Raw genomic sequence first — 17,303 nt, 5'->3', positions numbered from 1 at the left:
GGTCAAGGGTGGAGCGAAGCTCCATCGCGAAGCGACGCGACCGAAGGGAGCGCCCTTGACGGACCGACCCGGCACGGAAGGACGATGGGACTGACGGGAAACCCCCAGACCCTCCCTGATACCGCTTCATCGAAGCCCGCCCACCGAAGCCACCCCCACCCCTCCCCGCTCCCGCTCCCCTACAGGTATTCGCGAGCGAACTCGACCGCCCACTCGATCGCCGCCACCGGGACGCTGCCCGCCGCGGGGTCGATGGTCAGGCGGGCGGCCTCCCAGCCCTGGCCGTGCTCACGGAAGATCGCGAAGTGCCCCTCCTCCAGGGTCCCCTCCGGCCTGACCAGGAACTCGATCGCCCGGTCGTCCCCATCCGTGCCGACCGTGGTGATCGCCATGTCACCGACTACGAAGTCCACTGCCCCGTGCCCCTTAGTTGCCGCCGTTCAGGCATCGCTCGCCCTGGTTCAGGGCACCAGCCTCCCCCGCGGCCCGGCCCGCCGCATGAGTGCGCGTACTCAGCCCGGGTACTCAGCCCACGGAGTCGATCCACGTGAACCGATCCGCGCCGCGACCCCGTACCCGTCTCGGTACTCAGCCCGGACACAGCCCCCCGCACGCCCCATCCCCGGGCGCTCGCGCCCCCGACCGCAGGGCACCCGCCCGGGGTGACGAGGGCAACACCCGGTTTTCCGCGCAGCTCGGCGCACCCATTCCGCAGGCCGGTCGCGGCTGCGGCCCCGGATTCCAAGGGAAGAGCGCGCGCCTACCCGCCCATCGCGCCAATCGGGATAAATCGACCCTCGCGTCTCTCAGGTAAAAGGCAGGTCCAGCCCGCACCCGGCCCCGTAAGCTCCCGTCATGCAGGTGATCCAGTCAACGAAACTCGCCAATGTCTGCTACGAGATCCGCGGCCCCGTGCTCGAAGAGGCGATGCGGCTCGAAGCAGCAGGTCATCGCATCCTCAAGCTCAACACGGGCAACCCGGCGGCCTTCGGCTTCGAGTGCCCGCCGGAGATCCTTGAGGACATGCTCCGCAACCTGGGCTCCGCCCACGGATACGGCGACGCGAAGGGCCTGCTGTCCGCGCGCCGTGCGGTCATGCAGCACTACCAGACCAAGGGCATCGACCTGGACGTCGAGGACATCTACCTCGGCAACGGCGTCTCCGAGCTGATCACGATGTCGATGCAGGCACTGCTCGACGACGGCGACGAGGTGCTGGTCCCGGCGCCGGACTACCCGCTGTGGACCGCCTCGGTCTCCCTCGCCGGCGGCACGGCCGTGCACTACCGCTGCGACGAGCAGGCCGACTGGATGCCGGACCTCGCCGACATCGAGCGCAAGGTGACCGACCGCACCAAGGCGATCGTGATCATCAACCCGAACAACCCGACCGGCGCGGTGTACGACGAGGAGATGCTGCGCGGCCTGACGGACATCGCGCGCCGCCACAACCTGGTCGTCTGCTCGGACGAGATCTACGACCGGATCCTCTACGACGGCGCCAAGCACTTCAACACGGCGGCGATCGCTCCGGACGTCCTGACGCTGACCTTCAACGGCCTGTCCAAGAACTACCGGGTCGCGGGCTACCGGGCCGGCTGGATGGCCGTGTGCGGGCCGAAGAAGCACGCCACCGACTACATCGAGGGCCTCACGATCCTCGCCAACATGCGCCTGTGCGCGAACATGCCCTCGCAGCACGCGGTGGCCACCGCGCTCGGCGGCCGGCAGTCCATCGAGGACCTGGTCCTGCCCGGCGGACGGATCCTGGAGCAGCGCAACGTCGCGTACGACCTGCTCACGAAGATCCCGGGCGTGACGTGCGTGAAGCCGAAGGGCGCGCTGTACGCCTTCCCGAAGCTGGACCCGACCGTTTACAAGATCAAGGACGACCGGCAGATGGTCCTGGACCTGCTGCGGGCCGAGAAGATCATGGTCGTGCACGGGACGGGCTTCAACTGGCCCGAGCCCGACCACTTCCGGATCGTGACCCTGCCCAACGCCAAGGACCTGGCGGACGCGGTGACCCGGATCGGGAACTTCCTGGAGGGCTACAGCCAGGCCTGAGCGCACCGATCGCGCCACGGGCACACACACCGGCCAACATCAGGATCCAGCTCAACTTTAGAACCAATCCAATGTAGGATGGTCTCCTGACCACGCAGGAGGCCTCCTCATGTACGAGCCGATCCGCACGAAGCCGGTCGTCCAGCGCATGGGCGGCGCCACGGTCGACTACCCCCACCGCAGCCGCGCCGAAGCACTGGACATCCAGCTCGCCGGCCACCTCGCAGCCCTGCTCGCCGTCACCGACGAACTGGGGCTCGACGAGGCCGCCGACGCGATCGCCGCCCAGGTCGCCCGGCTGCGCGGAGCCCAGCCCGCCCGGGCGCCGCAGGCCGGCCGGGTGTCCGGGGCCGACGCGGGGGACGACGCCGCGCTGCACCGCCGCGCGCACGACCTCGCCGCCCGTGCACTCCTCGTCGCCGCGTCCCGCGCCGACACCACCGTCGCGATCCTCGCCGCCGAGCGCATGGACGCGCATGCCGCCGCACTGGAGTCCCCGGACCTGGCCGGCGTCCACTAGACGGCCCCGGTCCGGGGCCGCGGAGGCTCCGGACCGGGTGCCATGGCCGATGCGGTCGGCCCTTCCGGTACCGTCCTGCCGTCGACCGCGGGGCCATGAATTGGACAGATCCCCGTGCTCCGAACACGATGTTGGCTGAAACATCGCGGCAGCACGGGGGAGGCCGCTCATAGGGACCATCTCCTCCACTCCGCTTCGTCCCCGATCGAGCCCCTGGAGAGATGCGCCAATGAGCTTCGGCGATCCGAACAACCCCTACGGCCAGCAGCCCCCGCAGGGCCAGCCCGGCTACGGCCAGCAGGCCCCGCAGGGCGTCCCCCCGCAGTACGGCTACCCGCAGCAGCCGGCGCCCGGCGCCGCCCCGCAGTACGGCTACCCGCAGCAGACTCCGCCGCCGGCGAACTACGGCGCGTACCCGCCCCCCGGCATGCAGGGCATGCCGGGGATGCCGGGCGGGATGCCGCCGCTGGCCCACTGGGGTCTGCGCGTGGGCGCGTACCTGCTCGACCTGCTGATCATCGCCGGTCCGATGTACGCGCTGATCGGCCTCGGCGCGGCGTTCGCCGGCAACGAGGCGGGCGACTCGATCGCCGGCGTGTTCAGCCTCGTCGGCTTCCTGTACGCCATCGGCATGGGCCTCTTCCAGCTCCACAAGGAGGGCACCACCGGCCAGACCCAGGGCAAGAAGATCGTCGGCATCAGCCTGCACCGCGAGGCCGACGGCTCCACGCTCGGCTTCGGCATGGCCTTCGTCCGCAAGCTGGCGCACGCCCTGGACAGCATGGCCTGCTACCTCGGCTGGCTGTGGCCCCTGTGGGACGCCAAGAAGCAGACCTTCGCCGACAAGGTGTGCAGCACGGTCGTCGTCAGGGTGCGGTGACGTCCCACGCCTGAGCGGGCACCCGCCTCGCCCGCCGGGCAGGCCTGACCCGCCCCCCGAGCCCCACCCGCCGGGGTCCGCCGCCCGTCAGGGTGCCGTGGCCCCGGGCGTCGGGGCCGCCGGCGTGAACTCCGCGCCGGCGACCCCGCACCAGGGCACCGTCGCCACCGGCCACACCGGCCCGACGGCCTCCCCGTACTCGGTCGCGGCCGGGGCCACGCCCGGGATGCGCACCAGCGCCTGCGCCGCGCGCCGTCCCGGGTCGGCCTCGGCCCGGTCGCGGAACTCCACCGTCACCACGTACGCGCCGACGCCCTCGCCGCGCCCGGTCGCCTCGACCGCGGCCGTCACCCGCCGGCTGGCCGGGTCCACCCGGCAGCCGGTGACCCGTACGTCCTCCACCGCCGCCCGCGGCGGCTCCGCCTGCGGTTCACCGCCGCTCGCCCACACGTACAGGCCCAGCGGGGCGAACACCAGCAGACCGGCGATCGCCACCAGGCCGACCAGCCAGCCCTGCCACTTCAACGCGCTCACGCCCATGCCCCCGATCCTCCCGGGCGGCCGCCCCGCCCACCAGCACCCGCGAACTCACACAGCATTTCGAAGTGGGACCGCCTGGACACCTGCCGTTCACTCAAGACGGCGCGGAATGTGGGTTTCCGTGAGCACGCTGCACCCGTGAGACGCATCCTAGGAATCGTCCTGGGCCTCCTCCTGATCGGTGGCGTGCTCTACGTCGCACTGCAGGGGCAGGATCACCCAGAATCCACGGCAACGAAGACCGTGCGTGGCGTCATCGGATCCGAGAAGGCGGAGTTCTTCCGCGACCCGGACGTCGTCAAAGCCCTTGCCGCCAAGGGCTACCTCGTCAAGACGGAGACCTCGGGCTCCTGGGCGATGGACCAAATGGCCCTCAAGGAATTCGACTTCGCCTTCCCCGGCAGCAGCGAACCCGCCAAGGAGGTCGCGGCGGCGGTCGGACTCAAGGGAGCCCAGGAGACCAGGCCCTTCTACTCCCCGCTCGTCGTGATCGCCCGCCCGAACGCGGCGGGGGTACTGGCGGCGGGCGGCCTGGCCACCCTGACGGGGAAGAACTCCGGCACCCTGCTGATGGGCCCCTTCCTCAAGGCAGCCGCCGAGGACCGCACCTGGCAGCAGCTGCCCGGCGCCCCCGCCCATCCCGAGCTGACCGGCACGGTGTTCGTCAAGACCACCGACCCGGCCTCCTCCAACTCCGGCGCGCTCTTCCTCGCCGCCGCCTCCAACGTCGCCAACGCAAACACCGTCGTCTCCGACGACGCCGGCATCGAGCGCACCGCACCCCTGATGCGCAAGCTGATCTCCGTCCAGGGCGCGCTGGAGACGAGCAGCGACGACCCCTTCCGGGCCTTCATCAGCGGCAGCGGCGAACCGCTGATCCTGGTCTACGAGTCGCAGGTGGCCTCGCTGCTGCTGCAGAAGCAGGACCCCGGGGAGATGGTGGTGCTCTACCCGGACACCACCGTCAACACGGCGCACACCTTCGTCCCGCTCAGCGAGGACGCGCGGGAGCTGGGCACGCTCCTCGCCACCGATCCGAAGCTGCGCGAGCTGGCCGTGCTGCGGGGGTTCCGGCCGCAGGACGGGGTGGCCGAGTTCACGGCCGCGACCGCTCCGCACGCCGACCGCCTCAACCCGGCACTGACCGGGATCCGGCAGGTCGGCACACCCACCGTCAAGATCCTCATGGCGCTCGCGCAGCGCGCCAAGGGCTAGGGGGACTCGCACACCATGACACTGACACCTCCCGAGGACGCTCCGCTCGTCCTCAGCGCTCCCGAGCCCGTCGCGCCCGTCCGCAGGGACCGGGCCGCCGGCCTCGTACCCCTCCAGGACGGCGTGCGCGAGGAGATGGCCCGCCGGGCCGGGGAGTACGTCGACTCGCTCGCCGGGATCGACGCCCGCTCCCCCGAGTTCGCGCAGCGCATCGGTGAGATCACCGCGCTCGGCTCGGCCGACATCCGCAGCTCCGCCCAGCAGTCCAACCGGATGCTGGAGCGGGCGGTGCGCTCCCTCGGCTCCGACGGAGGCGGCGACGCCCAGGCGCGTGTGGCCGGCTCGCTGGTCGAGCTGCGGCGCACCGTCGAGGACCTCGACCCGCGGGACACGCCCGCGAAGGGGGCCCGCAGGCTGCTCTCGAAGCTGCCCGGCGGCAACAGGTTCCGCGACCACGTGGCGAAGTACGCCTCCTCGCAGGCCACCTTGAACAGGATCGTGGGTGCGCTGCGCAGCGGCCAGGACGAGCTGCGCCGCGACAACGCGGCTCTGCACACCGAACGCTCCCGGCTGTGGGAGACGATGGGCAGGCTCCAGGAGTACGCGGTCCTCACCGAGGCCCTGGACGCCGCCGTCGGGCAGCGGGTCGCCGAGGCCGAGCGCACCGATCCGCGGACGGCGGACGCGCTGCGCGCGGACGTGCTCTTCCCGGTCCGCCAGAAGCACCAGGACCTGCTGACGCAGCTGGCGGTCTGCGCCCAGGGCTACCTGGCGATGGACGTGGTCCGGCGCAGCAACGACGAGCTGGTCAAGGGCGTGGACCGGGCGGCGACGACCACCGTCTCGGCGCTGCGCATCGCGGTGATGCTGGCCTCGGCCCTGGACCGCCAGCGCACGGTGATGGAGCAGGTGGGCGCCCTGAAGGGGACCACCGAGGACCTGATCCGCGGCAACGCGGACATGCTGTCGACGCAGAGCGGCGAGATCCAGCGGATCGCGGCCGATCCGGCGGTGGGCGCGGAGACGCTGCGGACGGCCTTCGCGCAGATCTACCGGACGCTGGACGCGATCGACACGTTCAAGGTGCAGGCGACGCAGAACATGGCCGCGACGGTGGAGTCCCTCGCCGGTGAGCTGCAGAACGCGTCGGCGTACCTGGCGCGGACCCGGACCGCGGACGCGGCCGAGGGCGGTGCCCTGTGAGGGGGCGCACCGGCCGCGCCTGGATCGCCGCCGCGGTCCTCGCCTCGCTCGTGGGCGCGGGCGGCTGCACCTCCGGAGGGGGTACGGCCGGGCCGGAGCAGACGGCGTACCGGGAGGGCGTGCTGCGGGTGCTGGCCTCCAGCGAGCTCGCGGACATGGAACCGGTGCTGGAACAGGCCCGGAAGGCGACCGGGGTGACGGTGAAGCTCACCTGGTCGGGGACGTTGGACGCCGCCGACCAGGTCGCCTCCGGGGAGGCCGACGGCAAGTACGACGCGATCTGGCTGTCCTCCAACGACTACCTGAGGCTGCGGCCCGAGGCCGCCGGGAAGCTGTCCAGCGAGACGCCGGTGATGTCCTCGCCGGTCGCGCTGGGGGTGAAGCCGCAGGCGATGGCCCGGCTCGGCTGGAAGCCCGGGGAGGTCACCTGGCCGGCGGTGCACGAGGCCGTGACCGCGGGGAGGCTGACGTACGGGATGACCGACCCGGTGCGGTCCAACTCCGGTTTCTCCGCGCTGGTCTCCGTGGCGTCGGGGCTGTCGGGGGCGCAGGCGGCGCTGAGCGACGCGGACGTGAGGGCGGCAGCGCCCCGGCTGAAGGAGTTCTTCGCCGGGCAGAGGCTGACGTCGGGGTCGTCGGGCTGGCTGGTGGCCGCGTACGGCAGGCGCGGGGACGTGGACGCGCTGGTGAACTACGAGTCGGTGCTGCTGTCCATGAACCGTGACGCGAAGGGCGGCGGGGAGCCGCTGACAGTGGTCCGGCCGCGCGACGGCGTGGTGACGGCGCACTATCCCCTGACCCTGCTGACGTCGGCTCCGGCCGGGGCCCGTGACGCGGGGCGGGCGCTGACGGACTACCTGCGGGGCGCCGAGGCGCAGCGGGCGATCACCGACCGGACGCTGCGCCGCCCGGTCGCGGCGGGGGTGGCGCCGGCGGCCGGGCTGGACCAGGAGAAGCGCCGCGAGCTGCCGTTCCCGGGGTCGCGGTCGGTGGCCGACGGGCTGCTGGCCAGTTACGAGAACGAGCTGCGCCGGCCGTCGCGGACGGTGTACGTGCTGGACACCTCAGGGTCGATGGGCGACGAGGACCGTATCGGCCGGCTGCGGTCGGCGCTGACCGATCTGACGGGCAGTGGCAGTTCGGGGACCGGGCGGCGCTTCCGGGACCGCGAGGAGGTCACGCTGCTGCCGTTCGGATCGAAGGTGAAGGAGGTGAACACGCACGTGGTGGAGCCGGGCAATCCGGGTCCGGCCCTGGAGGCGATCCGGCGGGACGTGCAGGCGCTGGAGCCGGAGGGGGGTACGGCGGTCTACGGCAGCCTGGAGGCGGCGTACCAGCAGCTGGGCAAGGGCGGCGCGGACGCCTTCACCTCGATCGTGCTGATGACGGACGGCGAGAACACCGAGGGCGTGGGGGCCGGGCACTTCGACTCCTTCTACGCGGCGCTGCCCGAGGCGCAGCGGCGGACGCCGGTGTTCGCCGTGCTGTTCGGCGACTCGGACCGCAAGGAGCTCACCCACATCACCGAACTGACCGGGGGGCGGCTCTTCGACGCCACTGGCGGGAACGGTTCGCTGGCCGGGGCCTTCGAGGAGATCCGTGGCTACCAGTAGGCGCGCGGCCGGGGTGCTGAGGTACCTGGAGTCGAAGAAGAACCTGGCCGGCTGCGCCTGCGGCGTGGCCGGCCTGGCCCTCACCCTGGCCGGGGCGGCCGGGGCGTACTGGCCGGTGGTGGTGGCCGGACTGTACGGGGCGGGTGCGCTGCTCGCGCCGCCGGAGCGGACGGCGCCTCCGGCGTTCGATCCGCGGGAGGAACTGGGCGTGCTGCGCGAGGACTTCCGGCGGCTGCGGGAGTACGTGGCCGAGGTGGAGGTGCCGGCGGGTCCCGGTGAGGCGCTCGCACAGCTGCTGGAGCTGTACGGGGCGCTGCTGGAGCCGGGGTGGGTGGCCGATGTGCTGGTCACCGATCCGGAGGCGGTGCACGCGGTGTCCCGGGGGGTGCGGCAGGACGTGCCGGAGAGCGTGGACGCCTACCACCGGACGCGGTGGTGGAGCCGGATGGCGCCGGGCGGTGACTCGCCGGAGCGGCACCTGGAGCGGCAGCTGGGGTTGCTGCGGGAGGAGGCGCGACGCGTAACGGCGGGCCTCCACGAGGTGGAGGCCCGCCGTCAGCAGACGCACACGACCTACCTGGAGGAGCGCGGACGCTCCTGACCGGGCGGGTCGGTGCTGCGGTGGGCGCCGCTTGGTCGGGGGCTCCCACAGCGGTGGGACGCCGCTTGGTCGGGGGCTCCCACGTTCATCGGCCCTTCTTCAGGGCGTGCCCTTCTGCGAGGGCGTGCCCTTCTTCAGGGCGTGTCCCGGCTCAGCCCAGGCGCTCCACGAGGGCGTGGTACTGCTCCCACAGCTCCTTGGGAGTGTGGTCGCCGTAGGTGTTGAGGTGCTCGGGGACCAGGGCGGCCTCCTCGCGCCAGACCTCCTTGTCGACGGTGAGGAGGAAGTCGAGGTCCTCGGCCGGCAGGTCGAGGCCGTCGAGGTCGAGGGAGTCCTTGGTCGGCAGGATGCCGATGGGGGTCTCGACGCCTTCGGCGGTGCCGTCGAGGCGGCCGACGATCCACTTCAGGACGCGGCTGTTCTCGCCGAAGCCGGGCCACACGAACTTGCCCGCGTCGTTCTTGCGGAACCAGTTGACGTAGTAGATCTTCGGGAGCTTCGCGGCGTCCGCGGAGGCGCCGACCTTGACCCAGTGGGCCATGTAGTCGCCCATGTTGTAGCCGCAGAACGGCAGCATGGCGAAGGGGTCGCGGCGCAGCTCGCCGACCTTGCCCTCGGCGGCGGCGGTCTTCTCGGAGGCGATGTTGGAGCCGATGAAGACGCCGTGGTTCCAGTCGAAGGACTCGGTGACCAGCGGCACGGCGGAGGCGCGGCGGCCGCCGAAGAGGATCGCGGAGATCGGGACGCCCTTGGGGTCCTCCCACTCGGGGGCGATCGTCGGGCACTGTGAGGCCGGGACGGCGAAGCGGGCGTTGGGGTGGGCGGCCGGGGTCCCGGACTCCGGGGTCCAGGCGTTGCCCTTCCAGTCGATGAGGTGGGCGGGGGCCTCTTCGGTCATGCCCTCCCACCAGACGTCGGAGCCGTCCGGGGTGAGCGCGACGTTGGTGAAGACGGTGTTCGCGTACATCGTCTTCATGGCGTTGGCGTTGGTGTGCTCGCCGGTGCCGGGTGCGACGCCGAAGAAGCCGGCCTCGGGGTTGATCGCGTACAGGCGGCCGTCCTCGCCGAAGCGCATCCAGGCGATGTCGTCGCCGACGGTCTCGACCGTCCAGCCGGGGATCGTGGGCTCCAGCATGGCCAGGTTCGTCTTGCCGCAGGCGCTCGGGAACGCGGCGGCGATGTACTTCGACTCGCCCTGCGGCGGGGTGAGCTTGAGGATGAGCATGTGCTCGGCGAGCCAGCCCTCGTCGCGGGCCATGACCGACGCGATGCGCAGGGCGTAGCACTTCTTGCCGAGCAGGGCGTTGCCGCCGTAGCCGGAGCCGAAGGACCAGATCTCGCGGGTCTCGGGGAAGTGCGAGATGTACTTGGTGGTGTTGCAGGGCCACGGCACGTCGGTCTGGCCCTCGGCGAGCGGAGCACCGAGGGTGTGGACGGCCTTGACGAAGAACCCGTCGGTGCCGAGCTCGTCGAGGACGGGCTTGCCCATGCGGGTCATGGTGCGCATGGCGACGGCGACGTAGGCGGAGTCGGTGATCTCGACGCCGATCGCGGAGAGCTCGGAGCCGAGGGGGCCCATGCAGAACGGGACGACGTACATCGTCCGGCCCTTCATGGAGCCGCGGAAGATGCCCTTCTCGCCGGCGAAGATGTCCTTCATCTCCGCGGGGGCCTTCCAGTGGTTGGTCGGGCCCGCGTCCTCCTCCTTCTCGGAGCAGATGAAGGTGCGGTCCTCGACGCGCGCGACGTCGGAGGGGTCGGAGGCGGCGTAGTAGGAGTTCGGGCGCTTCGTCTCGTCGAGCTTCTTGAACGTTCCCTTGGCGACGAGCTCCTCGCACAGGCGCTCGTACTCGCCCTCGGAGCCGTCGCACCAGACGACGCGGTCCGGCTGGGTGAGGGCTGCGATCTCGTCCACCCAGGAGATCAGCTCCTGGTGGGTCGTCGGGATGGTGGGAGCCGCGTTCTCGCGCGCCACGATTGCTCCTTGTTGAGGGGTTTGTTTGGTGTTGGCCCCGTGGGGGCTGCGACCCGGACGCTTCGCGCTCCGCTCATCCGGTGTCGACCGCACTCATCTGATCATCCGGTGGATGTGCGCATATGTCCAGAGGGCCTCTCACGTGAGCATTGCCACGTCCGTCAATCTTCCGTAAAGGCGATCAGCCGGAACCTACGGACCCGTAGGTAGCATGGCGCGCATGACTTCTGACGCCGCCGTCCCGGCCACCGACGCCGCCGTCCCGGCCTCCGAGGCCGCTGCCGCACCGGCCTCCGGGGCCTCCCCCGTCATCGAGGCCGCAGAGGCCGTCGAGTCCGCCATCGAGGCCAAGCCGCTGCTGCGCGGCTGGCTGCATTTGGGGATGTTCCCCGCCGTGATCGTCGCGGGCCTGGCCCTCATGGCCTTCACCGACTCGACGCGCGCCCGCGTCGCCTGCGGGATCTACATCCTCACCGCCTGCCTGCTCTTCGGCGTGAGCGCGGTCTACCACCGCGGCACCTGGGGACCGCGCGGCGAAGCCGTCCTGCGGCGGCTCGACCACGCCAACATCTTCCTGATCATCGCGGGCACCTACACCCCGCTGACCGTGCTGCTGCTGCCGCCGTCGACCGGCCGGACCCTGCTGTGGGCGGTGTGGATCGCCGCCGCCGCCGGCATCGCCTTCCGCGTCTTCTGGGTCGGCGCCCCGCGCTGGCTGTACACCCCCTGCTACATCGCCATGGGGTGGGCGGCCGTCTTCTTCCTCCCCGACTTCCTGCGCACCGGCGGCATCGCCGTCCTGGTCCTGGTGATCGTCGGCGGTCTCCTCTACAGCGCCGGCGGCGTCATCTACGGCATGAAGCGGCCCAACCCCTCCCCCCGCTTCTTCGGCTTCCACGAGGTCTTCCACTCCCTGACCCTCGCGGCCTTCGTCGCCCACTACGTCGGCATCTCGCTCGCCGCGTACCAGCACTGAGCCGCCCGCGGGCCGGGCACCCGGCGGGTCGCCCCGGCCCGGCGGGCGGGGGCGACCCGCCGGGGCGCCACCGTCCATCCGTCAGGGACGCGCCGCCCCCACCTGCTCCGCCAGCTCGGCCGGGTCCGTCGTGGGCCGCGCACAGACGAAGTGCCGGCACACGTACGCCGCCGGCAGACCGTTCACGAGCGTACGGCCGGCCAGCAGCGGGAACTCCCCTTCGCCGTCCTCCGCGGTCTGCGGCTCGCCGACCGCCACCACCGCACCGGGAGCGGCCCCCAGCAGCGCCGCCCGGTGCAGCGCCGCCCGCGCCGGATCCTCCGGGTGTCCGACGACCGCCACCTCGCGCGGCCCGTCCAGGAGCGCCTCGGCGACCGACAGCCCGTGCCCGATGAAGCGCGGCACGCGCGGACCGAGCGCGTGCACCACCGCCAGCGCCCGCTCCGCCGCCGTACGGTGCGCCTCGGACCCGGTGTGCGCGGCGTACGACAGCAGCGCGCCCGCGGCGGCCGTCCACCCCGACGGCGCCGCCGTGTCGGTCGGGTCCTGGGGCCGGCGGATCAGCTTCTCCGCGTCGTGCGCCGTGTCGTACAGCGACCCGTCCTCGGCGGTGAACCGGTCCAGGACCAGGTCCACGAGGAACCCGGCGAACTCCAGCCAGACCCCTTCGCCGGTCACCGCCGCCAGGGTCAGGAAGCCCTCGGCGACGTCGCCGTAGTCCTCCAGCACCCCGGCGTTGGCGCCCACCCGGCCGTCCTTGCTGGTCCGCGCCAGCCGGGCCCGGCCGGCGGCCGCGTCGAAGTGCACCCGCACCAGCAGGTCGGCCGCCTCGGTGGCCCGCTCCACCAGGTCGGGCCGCTCGAAGTACGCCCCGCACTCCGCCAGCGCGGCGATGGCCAGGCCGTTCCAGGCGGCGACGACCTTGTCGTCCCGCCCGGGCGCCGGCCGCTGCGACCGCGCGGCCAGCAGCCGCGCCCTGATCCCGGCGATCCGCTCGGCGTCCACCGCGGGCCCGTCCTGCGGCAGCTGGAGCACCGACCTGCCGTGCTCGAAGGTGCCTTCCTCGGTCACCCCGAAGTACCCGGCGGCGAGCGCCCCGTCCTCCTCCCCCAGCACTTCGCGCAGCTGGGCGGGCGTCCAGGCGTAGTACGCGCCCTCCACGTGCCCGCCGGTCACCGCGTCCTCGCTGTCGGCGTCGAGCGCGGAGGCGAAGCCGCCCTCGGCGGTCCGCAGCTCCCGGACCATGAAGTCGGCGGTCTCCAGCGCCACCCGCCGCGCCGACTCAGAACCGGTGGACCGCCACAGGTGGGCGTAGACCCGGCAGAGCAGGGCGTTGTCGTAGAGCATCTTCTCGAAGTGCGGGACCACCCACTCGCGGTCCACGGAGTACCGCGCGAACCCGCCGCCGAGCTGGTCGTAGATCCCGCCCCGGGCCATCGCCTCACAGGTGTCGGCGGCCATCTGCAGCGCCCCCTCCGCACCGGTGCGGGCGTGGTGGCGCAGCAGGAACTCCAGCACCATGGACGGCGGGAACTTTGGGGCTCCGCCGAATCCGCCGCGTGTGGCGTCGTACTCCCGCGTCAGCCGGAGCAGTGCCTGAGCGAGTTCCTCGGGCCCCGGTGTCCCGGCCCTCCCGTAGTCCAGCTGCCGTCCGGCCAGGTCCTGCGTGATCTTCCGCGCGACGTCGGCGACCTCGTCGGGCCGGCCCGTCCAGGCGGTCCGTACGCCTTCGAGTACCTGCAGGAAGGAGGGCATGCCGTGCCGGGGCTCGGGCGGGAAGTAGGTCCCGAAGTAGAAGGGCTCGGCGTCCGCGGTGAGGAAGACGGTCATGGGCCACCCGCCCTGCCCGGTGGCGGCCTGCACGGCCTCCATGTAGACGGCGTCGACGTCGGGCCGCTCCTCCCGGTCCACCTTGATGTTGACGAAGTGCTCGTTCATGTAGGCGGCGGCGAGCTCGTCCTCGAACGACTCGTGCGCCATGACGTGGCACCAGTGGCAGCTGCTGTACCCGACGCTCAGCATCACCGGCACGCCGCGCTCGCGCGCCTCGGCGAAGGCCTCGGGCGACCACGGCCACCAGTCGACGGGGTTGTCCGCGTGCTGGAGCAGGTACGGCGAGGTCTCGTTCGCAAGGCGATTCGGCATGTCTCCATCCTGCCGCACGGGCCCGGATCACCGCCGTAGGAAGGTGGCCAGGTCGCGGGTCCGGGCGTCGCGGGTCCCGGTGCCGGTACGGGACGCAGGGCGCGGGGTGCGGGCGGGGCGTCGGGTCATCGGAGCACGGCGGCACGGGAGTTGGGAGGGCCCGGGCGATGGGGCAGGGGTGGTCGCTTCCCTCTGAACCAGCTCAGATTCCCTCGCGCGCGGCACAGTCCCGCACGACACTTGGGGGACGTTGCCGGAGCTCTTCGAGGGGGATGCCGATGCGGGACAGCCATCGCGGTGAGGCCGAGCGCCTGTTGGAGCGGGCTGTGGACGAGGCGGTACGGAGGGGGGCGGGCTCGGCGGAGGCCGCGGGCGGGGCCGTGGACGGGGCTGCTCTGCTGGCACGCGGGCGGGAGGCCCTGGACGCGCTGGCCGCGCGTGCGGCACCCGAGTACGAGACGTACGTACGGGCGCTGGACGAGGCGGCGGCCGGGGAGCAGTCGCTGGGCGAGGCGTTCCGGCGGGGGGACACCTCGACGGCGGCGCTGGTGACGGCGGTGGCCGCGGCGGCGGCCGTCGGGGCGGACCTGTCGCTGGGTGTCGCCGCGGGCACGGCGCTGACGGCGGGCGCGGTGGTGGGGATCGCGGGCGCGGTGGCGACGGTGGCGAGGGTGACGGCCCGGCACGTGCCCGCCGCGCATCGGCGGGCGGGTGAGCTGGGCCGCCCCGGTGGGGCGGAGCAGTTGAGGCTGCAGTGGCTGTCGGCGCTGGAGGTGCGCGGGATACGTCCGTTCCTGGAGCAGCAGCGGGCGGTGGCCGCGGCGGCGCGGTTGCCGCGGCCGGTGGCGGCGTCGTCGATGCGGGCGCCCGGGGGGTTGCGCGGGGTGGACCGCAGCGCGGAGGCCAGGCGGCGCAGTGCGCTGGAGCAGTCCTTCGGGCAGTTGCCGGACGTGGCGGGGCGGTTCGCGGGCCGGCGGGCGGAGTTGACGCGGATCGCGCAGTGGGTGCAGGCGGCGCGGGCGAGTACGCAGACCCGGCCGGTGGTCGTGGTGCTGTACGGGGAGCCGGGGGTGGGTCGGACGGCGCTGGCGCTGCGGGCGGCGCACGCGCTGCGGGACCAGTTCCGGGGTGCGTGTGTGGTGGACATGCGGGGTGGTGCGCCCGGCGGCGGGCCCGGGGAGGCGCCGCTGTCGACGCGGGAGGCGCTGCTGCACCTGATGAACCGGCTGGGTGCGCCGCGCGAGCAGTTGCTGTTCCGGGAGGGGGCGTCGGCGGAGCAGCAGGTGCGGCGGCTGGGCGAGCTGTACCACCAGCACCTGCGGGGGTTGCCGGTGACGGTGCTCCTCGACGACGCGGCGGATGCGGAGCAGGTGCGGATGCTGGTGCCGGAGCGCTCGGAGAGCCTGGTACTGGTGACGGCGCGGGAGCCGTTGGAGCTGCCGGGGGACCTGGCGGCGTGGGTGCATCAGCTGCCGGTGGAGCGGCTGGACGCGGACGGGGCGGCGGAGCTGGTGCGGGCGCTGGCGCCGGAGGCAGCCGCGGGCACGGGAGCCGTGGGGGGCGCTGCCGGGGTGGCGGCGGTGGTGGAGCTGGGCGGTGGGCTGCCGCTGGCGTTGCGGATGCTGGCTCCGCTGGTGCGTGACGGCGGGGTCGTTCCCGCGGCGGGGGCGGCCGGGCTGCATCCGGTGGAGGCAGCGCTGCGGGCCGCCGATGCCCGGCTGGCCGAGCCGGCGCGGCTGCTGCTGCGGCGGCTGCCGCTGGCGGGTCGGGCGTCGCTGGGCGGTGCGGCGGCGGCCGCGCTGGCCGGCGTACCGGAGCAGGCGGCGCTGGGGACGCTGGAGGAGTTGTGGGAGGCCGGTCTGATCGAGCGGGTCCGGGGGCAGCGGTTCCGGATGCATGACGCGGTACGGGCGTACGCGGCGGCGCGGCCGGCGTCGGACGAGGACCGGGCGGAGGCGGTGGCGGCGCACGAGCGGTTGATCCGCGACTACGCGCAGCTGGCGGACTCGGTGATCCGGATGGTCGACGGGAAGATGTCGACGCGGGCGAACCACTTCGGGGGGCACGGCTTCGTCTCGCTCGATGCGGCGCTGCGGTGGCTGGACGACGAGTCGAGTGTCATCACGGCGGCGCTGCGGCAGTCGGAGGGGGTGGACCAGCAGGCGGTGCTGGACCTGCTGGGGGCGTTGTGCGATTTCTGCCTGCTGCGCGGCGACCTGTACCGGCTAGGGGAGATCGACGAGCTGACGCGGGCGGTGGCGGCGGAGGGCCGGCCGGACCGGGCGGGGCCGCAGGGCCGGCTGGTGCGGTCGGTGCAGTGGCGTACGGGTATCGCGGCGCGGCAGCTGGGGGAGCTGGACAAGGCCCGGACGACGCTGACGTCGGTGGTGGACCAGTACATGGAGGCCCATCAGGAGGCGGGGGCGGCGATGGCGCTGGTCTCGCTCGGGATCACCCTGCACCACCAGGGGAACCTGCCGGAGGCGGCGGTGCGGATCCGGGAGGCGCTGGTGCTGCAGGAGCCGGCGGAGCTGGCCGGTGACCGGGCGTGGGGCCTGCACGCGCTGGCGGCGGTGGAGCGGGACCTGGCGCACCTGGCGGAGGCGACGCGGCTGCTGGAGGAGTCGCTGGCGCTGCACCGGGAGAGCGAGAGCGTGCACGGGGAGGCGTGGGCGCACTTCCAGCTGGGTCAGGTCCACCTGCGGTTCGGTGAGGTGGAGCGGGCGGAGAGGAAGCTGGAGCTGGCACTGCAGTTGTACGGGCGGACCCGGGACGACCGTGGTGAGGCGTGGGCGCTGACGCAGCTGGGCCGTGCGCGGGTGGTGGACGGGGACCCGGGGCCGGCGGTGGAGCGGCTGCGGGAGGCCCTGGCCCGGCACCGGGAGGCGGAGGACGCGCGCGGCGAGGCGTGGACGCAGTACTACCTGGGACAGGCGCTGGAGGTGGGTGGGGAGCGGGACCGGGCGGTGCGGGAGCTGGAGCGGGCCCGGACGATGTTCTCGCGGATGCGGGACGTGTACGGACTGGCGCACGCCCGGCACCAGTCGGGCCGGGTGACGCGGGACCAGCGGGCGGCGCAGACGGGGAACCTGCGCAATTCGGGGTTCGCGCGGCAGCTGCTGGTGGACGCGCGGGCGGATTTCCAGCGGATCGGGCTGGCGCACGGCGAGGCGTGGACGTGTGTGGAGCTGGCGGTGGTCGACGCGGGGAACGGGCGGCTGTCGCAGGCGCTGGGGCTGTGCGAGGAGGCCGTGCGGCTGTTCATCTCGTACGGGGACCGGCGCGGGGAGGACTGGGCGCGGTTCCTGCGGTGCACGCTGCTGCCGTACGTGGGTGCGGGGGTGCCGGAGGAGGCGCGGGCGGAGCTGGCGCGGCTCGTGGCGGCGCCGCACCCGGCGCGTGACGGGCGGCTGGAGGAGTGCCTGGAGACCTACGGGGTGGTCCTGGGCCGGGGTGTGGACCCGGCCGAGGGCTGGCAGGCGTGGCGCCTGGGCCTGGTCCCGAACCTGCACTCCCGGGAGATCATGGGCGTTCCGCGCCCCTGACCCGGCCGGCCGCCCGGCGGCCC

Annotated in this window: 13 protein-coding genes; 9 read left to right on the top strand and 4 right to left on the bottom strand. The window is 73.0% G+C overall.

The window, feature by feature from the left end; genetic code table 11:
• Window positions 1–179: 179 nt before the first annotated feature.
• Complete coding sequence (locus IF89_RS0110750) at window positions 180–413, bottom strand: hypothetical protein (RefSeq protein WP_030764619.1); 234 nt, start codon at window positions 411–413, stop codon at window positions 180–182.
• 442 nt (window positions 414–855) lie between these two features.
• Here IF89_RS0110750 and IF89_RS0110745 point away from each other — a divergent pair, with 442 nt between their 5' ends.
• The 3 genes from IF89_RS0110745 to IF89_RS0110735 all read left to right on the top strand — a co-directional run bounded on the left by IF89_RS0110745 (window position 856) and on the right by IF89_RS0110735 (window position 3,467).
• Window positions 856–2,067 (top strand): pyridoxal phosphate-dependent aminotransferase, encoded by a 1,212-nt coding sequence (locus tag IF89_RS0110745; RefSeq protein WP_030764616.1) that lies wholly within the window; start codon window positions 856–858, stop codon window positions 2,065–2,067.
• Window positions 2,068–2,176: 109 nt separating this feature from the next.
• Window positions 2,177–2,587 (top strand): hypothetical protein, encoded by a 411-nt coding sequence (locus IF89_RS0110740; protein WP_030764613.1) that lies wholly within the window; start codon window positions 2,177–2,179, stop codon window positions 2,585–2,587.
• Window positions 2,588–2,816: 229 nt separating this feature from the next.
• Window positions 2,817–3,467 carry an RDD family protein gene (locus IF89_RS0110735; protein WP_030764610.1) on the top strand — a complete coding sequence of 217 codons (651 nt, stop codon included), beginning with the start codon at window positions 2,817–2,819 and terminating at the stop codon, window positions 3,465–3,467.
• Window positions 3,468–3,554: 87 nt separating this feature from the next.
• Here IF89_RS0110735 and IF89_RS0110730 read toward each other — a convergent pair whose 3' ends face one another.
• Window positions 3,555–4,001, bottom strand: coding sequence for a hypothetical protein (locus tag IF89_RS0110730; protein WP_158717837.1), 447 nt, complete (start codon window positions 3,999–4,001; stop codon window positions 3,555–3,557).
• A gap of 144 nt (window positions 4,002–4,145) precedes the next feature.
• On the opposite strand from IF89_RS0110730, the gene IF89_RS0110725 reads away from it, so the two are divergent.
• From IF89_RS0110725 to IF89_RS0110710, 4 genes are read left to right on the top strand one after another with little or no spacing between them, the layout of a single operon-like run.
• Window positions 4,146–5,222 (top strand): substrate-binding domain-containing protein, encoded by a 1,077-nt coding sequence (locus IF89_RS0110725; RefSeq protein WP_030764606.1) that lies wholly within the window; start codon window positions 4,146–4,148, stop codon window positions 5,220–5,222.
• Window positions 5,223–5,237: 15 nt separating this feature from the next.
• Window positions 5,238–6,425 (top strand): toxic anion resistance protein, encoded by a 1,188-nt coding sequence (locus IF89_RS0110720; RefSeq protein ID WP_030764605.1) that lies wholly within the window; start codon window positions 5,238–5,240, stop codon window positions 6,423–6,425.
• Window positions 6,422–8,038 (top strand): substrate-binding and vWA domain-containing protein, encoded by a 1,617-nt coding sequence (locus IF89_RS0110715; RefSeq protein ID WP_043193608.1) that lies wholly within the window; start codon window positions 6,422–6,424, stop codon window positions 8,036–8,038. Before IF89_RS0110720 ends, IF89_RS0110715 begins: the two co-directional genes overlap by 4 nt.
• The gene (locus IF89_RS0110710; RefSeq protein WP_030764599.1) at window positions 8,025–8,639 is read left to right on the top strand and encodes a hypothetical protein; all 615 of its coding nucleotides are present in this window, start codon (window positions 8,025–8,027) and stop codon (window positions 8,637–8,639) included. Before IF89_RS0110715 ends, IF89_RS0110710 begins: the two co-directional genes overlap by 14 nt.
• 151 nt (window positions 8,640–8,790) lie before the next feature.
• On the opposite strand, the gene IF89_RS0110705 is transcribed toward IF89_RS0110710, so the two are convergent.
• A complete protein-coding gene (locus IF89_RS0110705; protein WP_030764596.1) occupies window positions 8,791–10,614 on the bottom strand; it encodes a phosphoenolpyruvate carboxykinase (GTP) in 1,824 nt (607 codons plus the stop codon).
• Between the two features lie 220 nt (window positions 10,615–10,834).
• Here IF89_RS0110705 and trhA point away from each other — a divergent pair, with 220 nt between their 5' ends.
• Complete coding sequence (gene trhA, locus IF89_RS0110700; protein WP_267882092.1) at window positions 10,835–11,590, top strand: PAQR family membrane homeostasis protein TrhA; 756 nt, start codon at window positions 10,835–10,837, stop codon at window positions 11,588–11,590.
• A gap of 81 nt (window positions 11,591–11,671) precedes the next feature.
• Here trhA and IF89_RS0110695 read toward each other — a convergent pair whose 3' ends face one another.
• Window positions 11,672–13,735: a thioredoxin domain-containing protein gene (locus tag IF89_RS0110695; RefSeq protein ID WP_030764591.1), complete on the bottom strand. Its 2,064-nt coding sequence runs from the start codon at window positions 13,733–13,735 to the stop codon at window positions 11,672–11,674.
• 278 nt (window positions 13,736–14,013) lie between these two features.
• Here IF89_RS0110695 and IF89_RS0110690 point away from each other — a divergent pair, with 278 nt between their 5' ends.
• On the top strand, window positions 14,014–17,280 hold the full coding sequence (locus IF89_RS0110690) for a tetratricopeptide repeat protein (protein ID WP_199820486.1): 3,267 nt from the start codon (window positions 14,014–14,016) through the stop codon (window positions 17,278–17,280).
• Window positions 17,281–17,303 lie beyond the last annotated feature (23 nt).

Origin of the sequence: Streptomyces sp. NRRL F-2664 (assembly GCF_000719345.1) — a bacterium.
Lineage (GTDB): Bacteria > Actinomycetota > Actinomycetes > Streptomycetales > Streptomycetaceae > Streptomyces.
Note: the sequence above shows the minus strand (reverse complement) of the source record. Positions and strands in the feature narration are given on the sequence as shown.